The following is a 14775-nucleotide window of genomic DNA, read 5'->3' as shown; positions in this document are numbered from 1 at the left end:
AGTTGGAGGAGAGGAGCGCGTCCGGACGCTGGTCTGGAGCATCGGGCGTTGTCCGGATCCGGTCAACACGCTTCAATGCGGGGTGACGGCGGGCTGTGAACGGTGTGACCCGGGTGTGAACGGCCGTCCCCGGTCCACCTGCCCGCCCGTCGGGGCGGCAGCCTGCTCCCCCTCCCCCACCGTGAACGTTCACTGAGGAGTCCTCGTGGGCCACACCGAGGCCGATCTGGCGCAACTGCTGCACACGGGCCCGTTCCATCTCGCGCTGCGCACCGCGCTCGCGGTGCGCGGGCTGCCGCTCCAGCGGGTCCAGCACCATCTGGCCCATCGCGGTGTGAAGGTCGGGGTGACCTCCTTGAGCTACTGGCAGCAGGGCGCCCGCCGGCCGCAGCGGCCCGAGTCGATGAAGGCGGTACGGGCGTTGGAGGAGGTGCTCCAGCTGCCGGGGAACTCGTTGATCCGGCTGCTCGCCGAGGACTCGGCCGCCCGCGCCGACGCGGAACGCCCGGCGACCCGCTCGTACCGCTCGCTCATCGAGGCCTCGGGCGTCGTGGAGCGGCTGCTCGCCGAGCTGGAGTGCCCGACGGACGGCGGGCTGCACACGGTCGGCCATCACGAGCGGGTGCGGATAGGGGCGGGGCGCGAGCTGCTCGGGCGGGACTCCCAGCAGGTGGTGCGGGCGCACCGGGACGGCGTCGACCGCTATCTGGCGATCCACCGGGGCGATCCGGGCTGCGACCCGGACCGGGTGCGGGTGCGGGCGACGGAGAACTGCCGGCCGGGGCGGGTGCGGCGGCATGCCGGGACCGGGGTGCTCGTCGCCGAGCTGCTCTTCGACACCCGCCTGCGGGCCGGGGACACGTACGTCTTCTCGTACGGCTTCGAGGACGGTACGGGCGGTCCGGGCCGGGAGTACGTGCGCGGGTTCAGCTTCGCGGGCGGGCAGTACGTGCTCCAGGTCCGCTTCGACGAGGCGGCGCTGCCGGTGCGGTGCCGGCGGTTCGCGCAGGCGTCGACGGGCGCGCCGCGCGGCGGGCGGGAGGAGCTGACGCTGTCCGGCCGGCACCGCGCGGTGCATCTGGTGGAGCAGGGGGTGCGCCCCGGGATCCTGGGCGTCGAGTGGGACTGGGCGTAGGCGCTCCCCGCCGGCCCCGCTCCGGTCAGGCGGTGGGGCCCGCGATCAGCTTGCCGTTCTCGACGCGGACCGGGACCTCGGGGAGCGGCACGGTCGCCGGGCCCCGGAGGGCCTTGCCGGTGGTGACGTCGAAGCGGCTGCCGTGGCAGGGGCAGTTGCCCTCGTTGTCCTCGATCTTGTCCAGGACGCAGCCGGCGTGGGTGCACTGGGCGCTGAAGGCCTTGTACTGGCCCTTCGCCGGGCAGTGCACCAGGAGCCGCTGCTCGCGGTAGAGCCTGGCGCCGCCGACGGGGATCTCGTCGGGCGCGCCGAGGGCGACCGGGGCGGTCGGGGTCGGGTTCTCGGCGTGGCCCAGCTTGGAATCGGTGGAGCAGGCGGCGACGCCCAGCCCGGCGGCCCCGGCGAGGGCGGCGCCTTTCAGCACGGTGCGGCGGGTGGACTGGCCGGACATGAGCGCTCCACGGTGAGGATCGGGACTTCAGGGACCGATTCGACGATACCGGCGGGTCTCGGCCGTCCCGCGCGGGGGCCTGCCTCGGGCTGTCGTGACCGGTGGGGCATGGGTTACGTTCCGGTGCGTGATCGTCGTCGCCGGTGAGTCCCTGATCGACCTGGTTCCGGACGGGCCCGCGGGCCCCTTGGCCCCGCTGCTGCCCCGGCCGGGCGGCGGCCCGTACAACACGGCGGTGGCGCTCGGGCGGATCGGCGCGGAGGTCTCCTTCTGTTCGCGGATCTCGACGGACGCCTTCGGCGGGGTGCTGGTCGAGGGGCTGCGGGCGGCGGGGGTGGCGACGGATCTGGTCCAGCGGGGGCCCGAGCCGACGACGCTCGCGGTGGCGTCGGTGGGGCCGGACGGCTCCGCGCGCTACGGCTTCTACGTGGAGGGCACGGCGGACCGGCTCTTCGCGCTGCCGGAGCGGCTTCCGGACGGGGTGCGGGCGGTGGCCTTCGGGACCTGTTCGCTCGCGCTCGAGCCGGGGGCGAGCGCCTACGAGGCGCTGCTTCGGCGTTCCTCACGGGAGGGCGTCTTCACGCTCCTGGACCCGAACATCCGGCCGGGCCTGATCCCGGACGCGGCGGCGTACCGCGAGCGGTTCGCGGGCTGGCTGCCGTACGTCTCGCTGCTGAAGCTCTCCGAGGAGGACGCGGCCTGGCTGGGCGGCTCCCCCGCCGCCTGGCTGGAGCGGGGTCCGGCGGCGGTGGTCCTGACCCGGGGCGCCGGGGGGCTGACGGTCTTCACCCGCGGCTACGAGGTCTCCGTCCCGGCCGTGCCGGTGCCGGTGGTCGACACGATCGGCGCGGGCGACACCGTGAACGCGGCGCTGCTCCATGGTCTCGCCGGGCGTCCGCCCGCCTCGCTCGGCCCGGACGGCTGGCGGGCGCTGCTGTCCTTCGCGGCGCGGGCGGCGGCGGTCACCTGTACGCGGGCGGGTGCGGAGCCTCCGTACGCGGACGAGCTGGGCGACGTCTGACCGGGAACGGCGGAGGGGCGCCCCCGCACGGGGGCGCCCCTCCGGAACCGGTCGATCCGACCGTCAGGCCTTGCGGGCCCGGGCGGTCGTCTTCTTGGCGGCCGTCTTCTTCGCGGGCGCGGCCTTCTTGGCGGCGGCCTTGGCGGCCGTCGTACCGGCGGCGGTCTTCTTCGCCGGTGCCTTCTTGGCGCTCCGCGCGGCCGGGACGGTCGCCGAGGCGTCACTGACGCGGCCGCCCAGGATCTCGCGGAGGAACTTGCCGGTGTGGCTGGCCGGGACCGAGGCGACCTCCTCGGGCGTGCCCTCGGCGACGACCAGGCCGCCGCCGCTGCCGCCCTCGGGTCCCATGTCGATGACCCAGTCCGCGGTCTTGATGACGTCCAGGTTGTGCTCGATGACGATCACCGAGTTGCCCTTGTCGACCAGGCCGGACAGGACCTTGATCAGCTTCGAGATGTCCTCGAAGTGGAGGCCCGTGGTCGGCTCGTCCAGGACGTAGACCGTGCGGCCCGTGGAGCGCTTCTGGAGCTCGGAGGCGAGCTTGACGCGCTGGGCCTCGCCGCCGGAGAGGGTCGGCGCGGACTGGCCGAGGCGGACGTAGCCCAGGCCGACCTCGGTGAGGGTGCGCAGATGGCGGGAGATCGTCGGGACGGCCTCGAAGAAGTGCAGGGCCTCCTCGATCGGCATGTCCAGGACCTCGGCGATGGACTTGCCCTTGTAGTGGACCTCCAGGGTCTCCCGGTTGTACCGGGCGCCGTGGCAGACCTCGCACGGGACGTAGACGTCCGGGAGGAAGTTCATCTCGATCTTGATGGTGCCGTCGCCGGAGCAGTTCTCGCAGCGGCCACCCTTGACGTTGAAGGAGAAGCGGCCGGGAAGATAGCCCCGGACCTTCGCCTCCATGGTCTCCGCGAACAGCTTGCGGACGTGGTCGAAGACGCCGGTGTAGGTCGCCGGGTTCGAGCGCGGGGTGCGGCCGATGGGCGACTGGTCGACGTGCACGACCTTGTCGACGAGGTCGTCGCCGTCCACCCGGGTGTGGCGCCCGGGCACCGACTTGGCGCCGTTGAGCTCGCGCGCCAGGTGGGTGTAGAGGATGTCGTTGACCAGGGTCGACTTGCCGGAGCCGGAGACACCGGTGACGGCGGTGAGGACGCCCAGCGGGAAGGAGACGTCGATGTCCCGCAGGTTGTTCTCCCGGGCCCCGTGCACGGTGAGGCGTCGGCTCGGGTCCACGGGGCGCCGGATCTCCGGCGTGCCGATGGCCCTGCGGCCGGACAGATACTGCCCGGTCATCGACTCCGTGTTGGCGAGGAGCTCCTTCAAGGGGCCGGAGTGGACGACCTTGCCGCCGTGCTCGCCGGCGCCGGGGCCGATGTCCACCACCCAGTCGGCGACCTTGATGGTGTCCTCGTCGTGCTCGACGACGATGAGCGTGTTGCCCATGTCGCGCAGCCGCACCAGGGTCTCGATGAGCCGGTGGTTGTCGCGCTGGTGGAGACCGATGGACGGCTCGTCGAGCACGTAGAGCACGCCGACCAGGCCGGAGCCGATCTGGGTGGCGAGCCGGATGCGCTGGGCCTCTCCGCCGGAGAGGGTGCCGGCGGCCCGGTTGAGCGAGAGGTAGTCGAGGCCGACGTCGACGAGGAAGCGCAGCCGCTCGTTGACCTCCTTGAGGACCCGCTCGGCGATCTTCTTGTCGCGGGCGGTGAGGGTGAGCCGGCCGAGGAAGTCGGCGCAGTCGCTGATCGACATGGCGGAGACCTCGGCGATGGACTTGTCCATCACCGTGACCGCCAGCACGATCGGCTTCAGGCGGGTGCCCTCACAGGTGGGGCAGGGCACCTCGCGCATGTAGCCCTCGAAGCGCTCGCGGCTGGAGTCGCTCTCGGCCTCGCTGTGCCGCCGCTTCACGAAGGAGACGGCGCCCTCGAAGGCGGGGGTGGTGTAGGCCCGCTCGCGGCCGTACCGGTTGCGGTAGCGGACCTCGACCTGGGTCTTGTGGCCGTACATGAGGGCCTTCTTGGCCCGCTGCGGCAGCCCGGCGTACGGGATGTCGGTGCGGAAGCCGAGGGCCTGGGAGAGGCCGCCGATGAGCCGGCCGAAATACTCCTTGGTGTGGCCGTGCGACCAGGGGTGGATGGCGCCCTCGTCGAGGGACCTCTCCTCGTCGGGGACGACGAGCTCCGGGTCGACCTCCATGCGGGTGCCGATGCCGGTGCAGTCCGGGCAGGCGCCGAAGGGCGAGTTGAAGGAGAAGGAGCGCGGCTCCAGCTCCTCGAAGGAGAGGTCGTCGTACGGACAGTAGAGGTGCTCCGAGTACATCCGCTCGCGCTCGGGGTCGTCCTCGGGAAGGTCGACGAAGTCGAGCACGACCATGCCGCCGGACAGGCCCAGCGCGGTCTCCACGGAGTCGGTGAGCCGGCGCTTGGCGCTGTCCTTGACGGTGAGGCGGTCGATGACCACCTCGATGGTGTGCTTCTCCTGCTTCTTCAGGGTCGGCGGCTCGCTGAGCTGGATCGTCCGCCCGTCGACCCGGGCGCGGCTGTAGCCCTTGGTCTGGAGGTCGGCGAACAGGTCGACGAACTCGCCCTTGCGCTCGCGCACCAGCGGCGAGAGGACCTGGAAGCGGCTGCCCTCGGGCAGCTCCAGGACCTTGTCGACGATGGCCTGCGGCGACTGGCGGGAGATCGGCCGGCGGCACTCGGGACAGTGCGGCTTGCCGATGCGGGCGAAGAGCAGACGGAGGTAGTCGTAGACCTCGGTGATGGTGCCGACCGTCGAGCGCGGGTTGCGCGAGGTCGACTTCTGGTCGATGGAGACGGCGGGCGACAGACCTTCGATGAAGTCGACGTCCGGCTTGTCCATCTGGCCGAGGAACTGACGGGCGTAGGAGGAGAGCGACTCGACGTACCGGCGCTGCCCCTCGGCGAAGATCGTGTCGAACGCGAGGGAGGACTTGCCCGACCCGGAGAGCCCGGTGAAGACGATGAGGGAGTCACGGGGGAGGTCGAGCGAGACGTTCTTGAGGTTGTGCTCGCGAGCGCCACGGACGATGAGACGGTCGGCCACGCCGGTCCGCACCTTTCTTGAGAGAGCGGATGTGCCTGAACATCCAACAACCAAGGATGCCGGATGCTTCCTCCGAGCGTATAGCACGCACATTCGATTTCCGGACGCCGACCGCCCGCTTCACCCGAACGAGTGGCGGCTGCGGGGCTCCGGCCCAGGTCGGAAGGGCCGCCTCCCTGGCCGGACCGGTCCCGCACCCCCTAGGGTCGGCGGCATGATCGACCATCTCCGTGACATCGCCTCCGTGCACGAGGCGACCGACCGGCTCATCGAAGCCGTCTCCTCCTGGGACAACGCGGCACTGGCCGAGCCGTCACGGCTGCCGGGCTGGACCCGCGGCCATGTCCTGGCCCACCTGTCCCGCAACGCCGACGCCCTGGTGAACGTCCTCCAGGGCCTGCCGATGTACAAGGACGCCGAGACCCGCGACGCCGACATCGAGCGGGACGCCGGCCGGCCGGTCGAGGCCCAGCTCGCCGACCTGCGCGTCACCGCCGACCGCTTCGAGGAGGTGTGCCGCGAGCCCGCTGACTGGGACCGGACCGTGGAGCTGCGCAACGGCGTCACCGACCGGGCCGCCCGGGTGCCCTTCCGCCGCTGGGTCGAGGTGGCGCTGCACCACGTCGACCTCGACTGCGGCTACGAGCTCGAGGACCTCCCGGAGGAGTTCACCGCCCGGGAGATCGAGTTCCTCGCGGACCGCTGGTCCGGCCGCCCGGACGTCCCGCCGGTGACCCTGCGCCCGGTGCACCCCGAGGACCACCCGGGCTGGCGCACCGGCGGCACCGAGGGCGAGCCGGTGGTGCTGCGGGGCACCGCGGCCGAGCTGCTCGGCTGGCTGGCCGGCCGCGGCGACAAGGGTGCCCGTCTCACCGTGCTCTCCGGCGGCGGCCTCCCGGAGCTCCCGCCGCTGTGATCGCGGTCGGCGTCCCCGTTGTCGGTGCCCGGAGATAGTCTGAGGCCATGACGTACAGCGGAGCGGTGAAGGTCGGCGGGCCCGCCGACGTGCACGAGCTGAGCGACCTGATGATCTCCAAGGTCGCGGTCGGCCCGATGGACAACAACGCGTATCTGCTGCGCTGCCGGGCGACCGGCGAGCAGCTGCTGATCGACGCGGCCGCCGACGCCCACACGCTGCTCACGCTGATCGGTGACGACGGCATCGCGTCCGTCGTCACCACCCACCGGCACGGCGACCACTGGCAGGCCCTGGCCGAGGTGGTCGCCGCCACCGGCGCCCGCACGTACGCGGGGGCGTACGACGCGGAGGGCATCCCCGTCGGGACCGACGAGCTGGTGGAGGACGGCGACACCATCCGGGTCGGCCGGGTCGAGCTCACCGCCCGCCACATGGTCGGCCACACCCCCGGCTCGATCGTGCTGGTCTACGACGACCCGCACGGCCACCCGCACGTCTTCACCGGCGACTGCCTGTTCCCCGGCGGGGTGGGCAACACCCGCAAGGACCCCGAGGCCTTCGCGAGTCTCCTCCGCGACGTGGAGACCAAGCTCTTCGACGTGCTGCCGGACGAGACCTGGATCTATCCGGGCCACGGCAGGGACACCACGCTCGGTGACGAGCGCCCGCACCTCCCGGAGTGGCGCGAGCGCGGCTGGTGATCCCGGGCGCCCCCGTACGCCCCCGTAACCGGGACGGCGGCCGGGTAGTTGGCGCGACATGCACCAGCACCCCAGTCACCCTCCGTCGATGGGGAGGATCGCCGCGGCCTCCCTCGTCGGCACCGCCATCGAGTTCTTCGACTTCTTCGTCTACGGCACCGCGGCCGCGCTCGTGCTCGGCCCGCTCTTCTTCCCGACCTTCTCCCCCGTCGCCGGGACCCTCGCCGCCTTCGGCACCTTCGCTGTCGGCTTCGTGTCCCGGCCGCTCGGCTCGATCGTCTTCGGCCATGTCGGCGACCGCTACGGACGGCGCCCGGTGCTCTTCGCCTCGCTGCTGCTGACCGGCTGCGCCACGGTCGCGGTCGGCTGCGTGCCGACGTACGAGACGCTCGGCGTCGCCGCGCCCGTGCTGCTGCTCGTCCTCCGCTTCCTCCAGGGGCTCGGCCTCGGCGGGGAGTGGGGCGGGGCGGTGCTCCTGACCGCCGAGCACGCGCCGGAGCGGCGGCGGGCCCTGTGGGCGAGCTTCCCGCAGATCGGCCCCGCGGTCGGCTTCCTGCTGGCCAACGGGGTGATGCTGGCGCTGACGGCCGGGCTGAGCGACGCGGAGTTCCGCTCCTGGGGCTGGCGGGTGCCGTTCTGGGCGGCGGGGCTGCTCGCCGCCGCCGGTCTCGCGCTGCGCTCCTCGCTCGCGGAGACCCCGCAGTTCGAGAAGCTGGCCGCCGAGGGGCGGCAGGCGAACGCGCCGCTGGCCGAGGTGGTGCGGGGGCACTGGCGGCTCGTGCTGCTCACGGCGGGCGCGCTGGCCGTCGGCTACGCCGTCTTCTACACGGTCTCCACCTGGGCCCTGGCCTACGGCACCGAGCGGCTCGGGGTGTCCAGCACCGTGATGCTGATCTGTGTGATGGCCGCGGTGGCGATCAAGGGGGCACTGACGCCGTTCGTCGCGATGCTCGGCGACCGCTACGGCCGCCGGACGATGTGCCTGGTCGGATGCGCGGCCTCGGCGCTGTGGATGTTCCCGATGGTGGCGCTGCTGCACACCGCGCGGCCGCTGCTGATGTTCCTCGGCTTCCTCGGCTCGATGCTGTCCTTCATCACCATGTTCGCCGTGGTCGCCGCGTATCTGCCGGAGCTGTACGAGCCACGGGTGCGCTGCACGGGCGCGGCCGTCGGCTACAACCTGGCGGGCGTGCTCGGCGGCGCGCTCACCCCGATCGTGGCGACGGCCGTCTCGGACGGCCGCTCGGGCCCGCCCTGGGGCGTGGCGGCCTATCTGACGGTGGTGGCCCTGGTGAGCCTGGCCTGCTTCGCCCTGCTCCCCGAGACCCTGCCGGCCCGTGCGGAGAAGCGCGAGCCGGAGAGCGTGCCCGCGTAGGGGGGATGCGGCAGGGGCCGGTACGGGCGGCGCTCGGCCGTCCGTACCGGCCCCTGCGGGTGTCCGGCGGGGTCAGTCGGGGTCAGGCCCCGACGCTGTCCTTCTCGGTCTCGCCGGCCGGGGTCCCGCCGCTCTCGGCGGCCTCGCGCTCCGCCTGCTTCTTCGACGCGATCAGGCTGGTGATCGTGGTGACGACCAGGACGCCGCAGATGACCGCGAGGGAGAACGGGATGGAGATCTCGGGGACGTGCACCCCGGACTCGTGCAGGGCGTGCAGCACCAGCTTCACGCCGATGAAGCCGAGGATCACCGACAGGCCGTAGCTGAGGTGGACCAGCTTCTTGAGCAGGCCGCCGATCAGGAAGTACAGCTGCCGCAGACCCATGAGGGCGAAGGCGTTGGCGGTGAAGACGATGTACGGGTCCTGGGTGAGGCCGAAGATCGCCGGGATGGAGTCGAGGGCGAACAGCACGTCGGTGGTGCCGATCGCCAGCATGACGACCATGAGCGGGGTCAGCACCCGCTTGCCGTTGTCGCGGATGAAGAGCTTGGTGCCGTGGTAGCGGTCGGCGACGCCGAACTTCTTCTCGATGGACTTGAGGAGACGGTTCTCCTCGAACTCCTCGTCCTCCTCGTCGGAGCGCGCCTCCTGGATGAGCTTCCAGGCGGTGTAGATCAGGAACGCGCCGAAGATGTAGAAGACCCAGGAGAAGCTCGCGATGATCGCGGCGCCGGCCGCGATGAAGATCGCGCGGAGCACCAGGGCGATCAGCACGCCCACGAGCAGCACCCGCTGCTGGAGGTGGGAGGGCACCGAGAACTTCGCCATGATCAGGACGAAGACGAAGAGGTTGTCGACGCTGAGCGACTTCTCGGTGATGAATCCGGCGAAGAACTCGCCGGAGGCCTGGCTGTTGCCGAACACCAGCAGGCCGAGGCCGAACAGCACGGCCAGGACGATCCAGACGACCGTCCAGATTCCGGCTTCCTTGACCGACACGTCGTGGGGTTTGCGCCCGATGAAGAAGTCGGCCGCGATCAGGGCGCACAGACCGAGAATGGTCAGCACCCACAGGGTCATCGAAACGTCCACTGCGCCTCCGGCGTCGTACGGCTGTCGTAACAGCCTCGTCGTTGCCGGAGGTCTCTTCCACCCGGGACGGCCCGGGCCGACGCCCCGGGCTCAGGTGTCCGACCTGTCCGTACTGACGGGTGCGCCGCGCATGGGGAGTACTCCCCTCCGCACCGAGAACACTACCCGAAGAACCAAGGAAAGGTAAAGAAATAGGTAAAGGGCTCCCAAGCTCGCAGGTCAGGAGTGGTCCGCCCCCCATTGCCCTCGGGCCTCGGCCACCTGCGCGAGCACCTGCCGCAGCACGCCGCTCCCCGCCGGGAAGACCGGCGGCTCGTACGTCCAGGCATGGCCGACCCAGGGATCGGCGAGGTGGTCGTCGGGCACCGGGGTGAGCCGCGTCAGCGAGCGCCACAGCGGGTCGAGCACCGGCCCGTACGCGGCCGCGTCCTCCCGGTCGGCGACCATCAGCAGATGGGTGCCGACCGCCGGGCCCTCGTCGGCGAGGTAGCGCAGCTGGGTGACCGCGCGGTCGTCGAAGCCGTGCGGGAAGTCGTGCACGATCAGCAGCTGCTCGGCGGCGTCCAGACCGGGCGGCAGATCGTCCAGGGCCCCGGCCCGCGCCGCCATCTGCAACAGGTCGACCCGCTCGGTGAGCCCGTTCAGCACGGCGGAGACACCGGCCGCTCCGGCCGCCGGCGGGGCCTGGAGGACGCCCGCCTCCACGAGCGGCGCGAACGCGGTCGCGCCCGCTCCCGCCGCGTCGATCACCTGCACCCGGAAGCGGTTCACCGGGTGCACGGCGAGCAGCCGCACCGCGTGCGCCACGGCGGTGTCCAGGGCCAGCCGGCGCAGCTCCGCCGCGTCGAGCAGCGAGGCCGCCTCGGAGTGGCCGCGCCCGCTGTCCACCCAGAGCCCTCGGGCCAGCGGCAGCCGGGCCAGGAACGGAATGCGCAGCCCGGTCCGCTCCGGGAGGTGGAGATCGCCCAGGCGGACCGCCAACGGCGCCTCCATGGGGACCCGGTAGGCCTGCCACACGGGGCTGTCCCAGCGGGCGTAGGCGGCGGGCAGCGCGGGCTCGACCACCTCCGACTCGGCGGTGAGGTGGGCGAGGTCGCGGTCCAGTGCCTCCTGGGCGCGGGCGGTGAGCTCGTCGTGCTTGGCCTTGGCCGCGGCCCGGGCGGCGTCGCCCGCCCCGCCGATCCGGCTGCGGGGATCCGACAGGACCCGGTCGAGCTCCTGGTCGAGGCGGGACTCGGCGAACTGGCAGGCGCTGCGGTACGCGGCGGTGGTGCGGGCCAGGTCCTCGAACATGCCCCACACCTGGTTGTAGAGCCGCTCGTCCATGGACCAGCCGCTCGCGTCGCCGGCGACGGGGGCCGGAGCCGCGGCGGGCGCGGCGCCCTGCGGGGTCGGCGGGGCCGTCTCGGGGGCGGGGCGGCGGCCGGGGTGGCTGTAGTCGATCGGCCCGCCCGCGGGGGGCGGAGGGGGCGACGGCGGGGCGGCGGCCGGGGCCGGGGCGGCCCGGCGCACGCGGTCGGTCTCGGGGAGGTCGGGCGGTGGTGCGGCGACCGCGCGGGCGAGCTCCTGGGCGGCGGCCTCCAGGACGGTGCCGGCGAGCTCGGCGGGGCGGTCGAGGCCCTGGTCGGCGAGGAGCTCGGCGAGCCCGCCCTCGTACCCCTGGCCGACGGCGCGGACCTTCCAGGCGCCCTGGCGGCGGTACAGCTCCAGGGCGACGACCGCGGACTCCCGGTCGAGGCCGGTGATCGTGTAGTCGGCGACGGCGGTGCCGTCGGGGGCCGTCACGGTGACGACGGGGGCGGCGGAGGCACCGAAGCGGGTGGGGCCGCCCGCGCCGACGGGCAGGGCGAGGAGGACGGAGACCCGGTGGACGGTGTCCCGTATCGCCTCCAGGTCGACCGCGAGCCGGTGCCGGACGGCGGCCTGCCGGGGCACCTCGATCCCGGGCAGCGCGGCGGCACCGGGGTGGGCGACGGCCTCGGCGCCCGCGATCCTGCCCCGATCGTCGCCGAGGGTGGCCGCGGCGACGACCGGATGACCGGCCGAGACCCGGATCTCCAGGCGGGTGTGGGGCAGGGGGTGGTTCTGCCCCCGGACCAGCTCGGCGGTCATCTCTTCCGTCTCTCCGTACGAACGTGGGCGATGCGGCGGCCGGACCGGCCCGACTACAGGACCGGGAAGATCGACGGCATGAGGTCCTGGAAGGTGCGGCCGTTGGCCGGGTTGCCCAGGGCCGTCATCTGCCAGCCGGATCCGGCCCGGTGCACCTTCGCCATGATCTGCGCCGTGTACTGGCCGCCGCCGTCGAGGGTGTAGCGGGCGAGCTCCTGGCCGTTGGTCTCGTCCACGAGGCGGCAGAACGCGTTCTGCACCTCCTGGAAGGTCTGGCCGGTGAAGGAGTTCACCGTGAAGACGATCTGGTCGATGTGGACCGGGACCCGCTGGAGGTCGACCAGGATCGACTCGTCGTCGCCGCCCTGGCCGGCGCCGCCGACCAGGTTGTCACCGGTGTGACGGACGGAGCCGTCGTCGCTGACCAGGTGGCGGAAGAAGACCACGTCCACCGGCTGCTTGTCGGCGAAGAGGACGGCGGAGGCGTCGAGGTCGACCTCACGGGTGCGCGAGCCGAACAGTCCGCGGCGGGGCGCCGCCTTCCAGCCGAGGCCCATCCGCACGGAGGTCAGGCTCCCCCCGTCCTTCTTCTCCAGGTTGATGGCCTGTCCCTTGGTCATGTTGACCGTCACGCGCTGCCCCTCTCATCGGTGTGATCAGCACCCTACGCAGGGGCACTGACAACGTGCCCGGAGCGGCCCGGTTTTGTGTCGGTCTTGCAACACACCGGGCCGTCGCGGGGCTTCGGGGGCAGCGGTCAGGCCAGGCCCGCCTCCTTCATCTGGCGCAGCTCCTTCTTCAGCTCGTGCACCTCGTCGCGGAGCCGGGCGGCGACCTCGAACTGCAGCTCGGCGGCGGCCGCCTTCATGCGGTCGGTCATCTCCTCGATGATCCCGGCCAGTTCGGTCGCCGGACGGTCGCCGAGCTCGACGGTGGAGCCGGCCTTCGCGCGCTTGGCCTTGGGGGCGTGGGCGGCGAGCGAGGGCACCGGGGCCTTGGCGCCCTTGCCGTCCTTCGACTGGCGATAGCCGGAGCCGAGGAGCTCCTCGGTGTCGATCTCCTCGCGCGCGATGGTGGCGACGATGTCGTTGATCTTCTTGCGCAGCGGCTGCGGGTCGATCCCGTTCGCCTTGTTGTAGGCGACCTGCTTCTCGCGGCGGCGGTTGGTCTCGTCGATGGCCTGCGCCATCGCCGGGGTGATGGTGTCGGCGTACATGTGGACCTGGCCGGAGACGTTTCGGGCGGCGCGGCCGATGGTCTGGATGAGGGAGGTGCCGGAGCGCAGGAAGCCCTGCTTGTCGGCGTCGAGGATGGCGACGAGGGACACTTCGGGCAGGTCCAGGCCCTCGCGGAGCAGGTTGATGCCGACCAGGACGTCGTACTCACCGGCGCGCAGCTCGCGCAGCAGCTCGATCCGGCGCAGGGTGTCGACGTCGCTGTGCAGATAGCGCACCTGGATGCCCAGCTCGAGGAAGTAGTCGGTGAGGTCCTCGGCCATCTTCTTGGTGAGCGTGGTGACCAGCACGCGCTCGTCCCGCTCGGTGCGCAGCCGGATCTCGTGCACCAGGTCGTCGATCTGACCCTCGGTGGGCTTGACGACGACCTCGGGGTCGACGAGGCCGGTGGGGCGGATGATCTGCTCGACGAAGCCGTCGCCGCGGGACAGCTCGTACGTGCCCGGGGTGGCGGAGAGGTAGACGGTCTGCCCGATCCGCTCCTGGAACTCCTCCCACTTCAGCGGGCGGTTGTCCAGCGCGGAGGGCAGCCGGAAGCCGTGGTCGACGAGGGTCCGCTTGCGGGAGGCGTCGCCCTCGTACATGGCGCCGATCTGGGGGACGGTGACATGCGACTCGTCGATGACGAGCAGGAAGTCCTCGGGGAAGTAGTCGAGGAGGGTGTTGGGCGGGGAGCCGGGCTCGCGGCCGTCGAAGTGCATCGAGTAGTTCTCGATGCCGGAGCAGGAGCCGATCTGCCGCATCATCTCGATGTCGTACGTGGTGCGCATGCGGAGGCGCTGGGCCTCCAGCATCTTGCCCTGCTTCTCCAGCTCGCCGAGCCGCTGCTCCAGCTCGCGCTCGATGTCGTTGACGGCCCGCTCCATGCGCTCGGGTCCGGCGACGTAGTGGCTGGCGGGGAAGACGTACAGCTGCCGGTCGTCGCTGATGACCTCGCCGGTGAGCGGGTGGAGCGTGGAGAGCGCCTCGATCTCGTCGCCGAACATCTCGATGCGGACGGCGAGCTCCTCGTACACCGGGAAGATCTCGATGGTGTCGCCGCGGACGCGGAAGGTGCCGCGGGTGAACGCGAGGTCGTTCCGGGTGTACTGGATGTCGACGAAGCGGCGCAGCAGCTGATCGCGGTCGATCTCGTCGCCCACCCGGAGGGAGACCATCCGGTCGACGTACTCCTGCGGGGTGCCGAGGCCGTAGATGCAGGAGACGGAGGCGACCACGATCACGTCGCGGCGGGTCAGCAGCGAGTTGGTGGCGGAGTGGCGCAGCCGCTCGACCTCCTCGTTGATGGAGGAGTCCTTCTCGATGTAGGTGTCGGACTGCGGGACGTACGCCTCGGGCTGGTAGTAGTCGTAGTACGAGACGAAGTACTCGACCGCGTTGTTCGGCAGGAGCTCGCGGAACTCGTTCGCCAGCTGGGCGGCCAGTGTCTTGTTCGGCGCCATCACCAGGGTGGGGCGCTGAAGCTTCTCGATCATCCAGGCGGTGGTCGCCGACTTGCCGGTGCCGGTGGCGCCGAGCAGCACGACGTCCTTCTCGCCGGCGCGGATGCGCCGGTCGAGCTCGGCGATGGCCGCCGGCTGGTCACCGCTGGGCTGGTAGGGGCTGACGACCTCGAAGGGCGCCACCGTACGTTCGATCTTGGAAACGGGCCGCATGCACCC

Annotated in this window: 11 protein-coding genes; 5 read left to right on the top strand and 6 right to left on the bottom strand. The window is 71.9% G+C overall.

All coding sequences use genetic code 11. The features are described 5' to 3' along the window. Positions 1-205 precede the first annotated feature (205 nt). Positions 206-1135: a hypothetical protein gene (locus tag ACFY7C_RS14565; protein WP_389649009.1), complete on the top strand. Its 930-nt coding sequence runs from the start codon at positions 206-208 to the stop codon at positions 1133-1135. 25 nt (positions 1136-1160) lie between these two features. Here ACFY7C_RS14565 and ACFY7C_RS14560 read toward each other — a convergent pair whose 3' ends face one another. Then, complete coding sequence (locus ACFY7C_RS14560) at positions 1161-1586, bottom strand: Rieske (2Fe-2S) protein (RefSeq protein WP_389649006.1); 426 nt, start codon at positions 1584-1586, stop codon at positions 1161-1163. Positions 1587-1713: 127 nt separating this feature from the next. Here ACFY7C_RS14560 and ACFY7C_RS14555 point away from each other — a divergent pair, with 127 nt between their 5' ends. Next, positions 1714-2607, top strand: a complete 894-nt coding sequence (locus ACFY7C_RS14555; protein ID WP_389649003.1) for a carbohydrate kinase — start codon at positions 1714-1716, stop codon at positions 2605-2607. A 63-nt stretch (positions 2608-2670) separates the two neighbouring features. On the opposite strand, the gene uvrA is transcribed toward ACFY7C_RS14555, so the two are convergent. Beyond that, positions 2671-5679, bottom strand: a complete 3009-nt coding sequence (uvrA, locus tag ACFY7C_RS14550) for an excinuclease ABC subunit UvrA (RefSeq protein WP_389649000.1) — start codon at positions 5677-5679, stop codon at positions 2671-2673. A gap of 214 nt (positions 5680-5893) precedes the next feature. Between uvrA and ACFY7C_RS14545 the strand changes: the two genes are divergently transcribed. The 3 genes from ACFY7C_RS14545 to ACFY7C_RS14535 all read left to right on the top strand — a co-directional run bounded on the left by ACFY7C_RS14545 (position 5894) and on the right by ACFY7C_RS14535 (position 8674). Further along, a complete protein-coding gene (locus ACFY7C_RS14545; RefSeq protein ID WP_389648997.1) occupies positions 5894-6595 on the top strand; it encodes a maleylpyruvate isomerase family mycothiol-dependent enzyme in 702 nt (233 codons plus the stop codon). Between the two features lie 47 nt (positions 6596-6642). Continuing rightward, positions 6643-7299, top strand: a complete 657-nt coding sequence (locus ACFY7C_RS14540) for an MBL fold metallo-hydrolase (RefSeq protein ID WP_389648995.1) — start codon at positions 6643-6645, stop codon at positions 7297-7299. An 88-nt stretch (positions 7300-7387) separates the two neighbouring features. Next, a complete protein-coding gene (locus tag ACFY7C_RS14535) occupies positions 7388-8674 on the top strand; it encodes an MFS transporter (RefSeq protein ID WP_389648992.1) in 1287 nt (428 codons plus the stop codon). An 82-nt stretch (positions 8675-8756) separates the two neighbouring features. On the opposite strand, the gene ACFY7C_RS14530 is transcribed toward ACFY7C_RS14535, so the two are convergent. From ACFY7C_RS14530 to uvrB, 4 genes are all read right to left on the bottom strand, one after another. After that, positions 8757-9767, bottom strand: a complete 1011-nt coding sequence (locus ACFY7C_RS14530; RefSeq protein WP_389648989.1) for a TerC family protein — start codon at positions 9765-9767, stop codon at positions 8757-8759. Between the two features lie 219 nt (positions 9768-9986). After that, the gene (locus ACFY7C_RS14525; RefSeq protein ID WP_389648987.1) at positions 9987-11879 is read right to left on the bottom strand and encodes a TerD family protein; all 1893 of its coding nucleotides are present in this window, start codon (positions 11877-11879) and stop codon (positions 9987-9989) included. Positions 11880-11932: 53 nt separating this feature from the next. Then, a complete protein-coding gene (locus tag ACFY7C_RS14520) occupies positions 11933-12511 on the bottom strand; it encodes a TerD family protein (protein ID WP_352078609.1) in 579 nt (192 codons plus the stop codon). A 125-nt stretch (positions 12512-12636) separates the two neighbouring features. Beyond that, a complete protein-coding gene (gene uvrB, locus ACFY7C_RS14515) occupies positions 12637-14769 on the bottom strand; it encodes an excinuclease ABC subunit UvrB (protein WP_389648983.1) in 2133 nt (710 codons plus the stop codon). Between the last annotated feature and the right edge of the window lie 6 nt (positions 14770-14775).

This window comes from Streptomyces sp. NPDC012769 (assembly GCF_042901205.1).
GTDB lineage: Bacteria > Actinomycetota > Actinomycetes > Streptomycetales > Streptomycetaceae > Streptomyces.
This window is presented reverse-complemented; position numbering and strand designations above follow the sequence as displayed.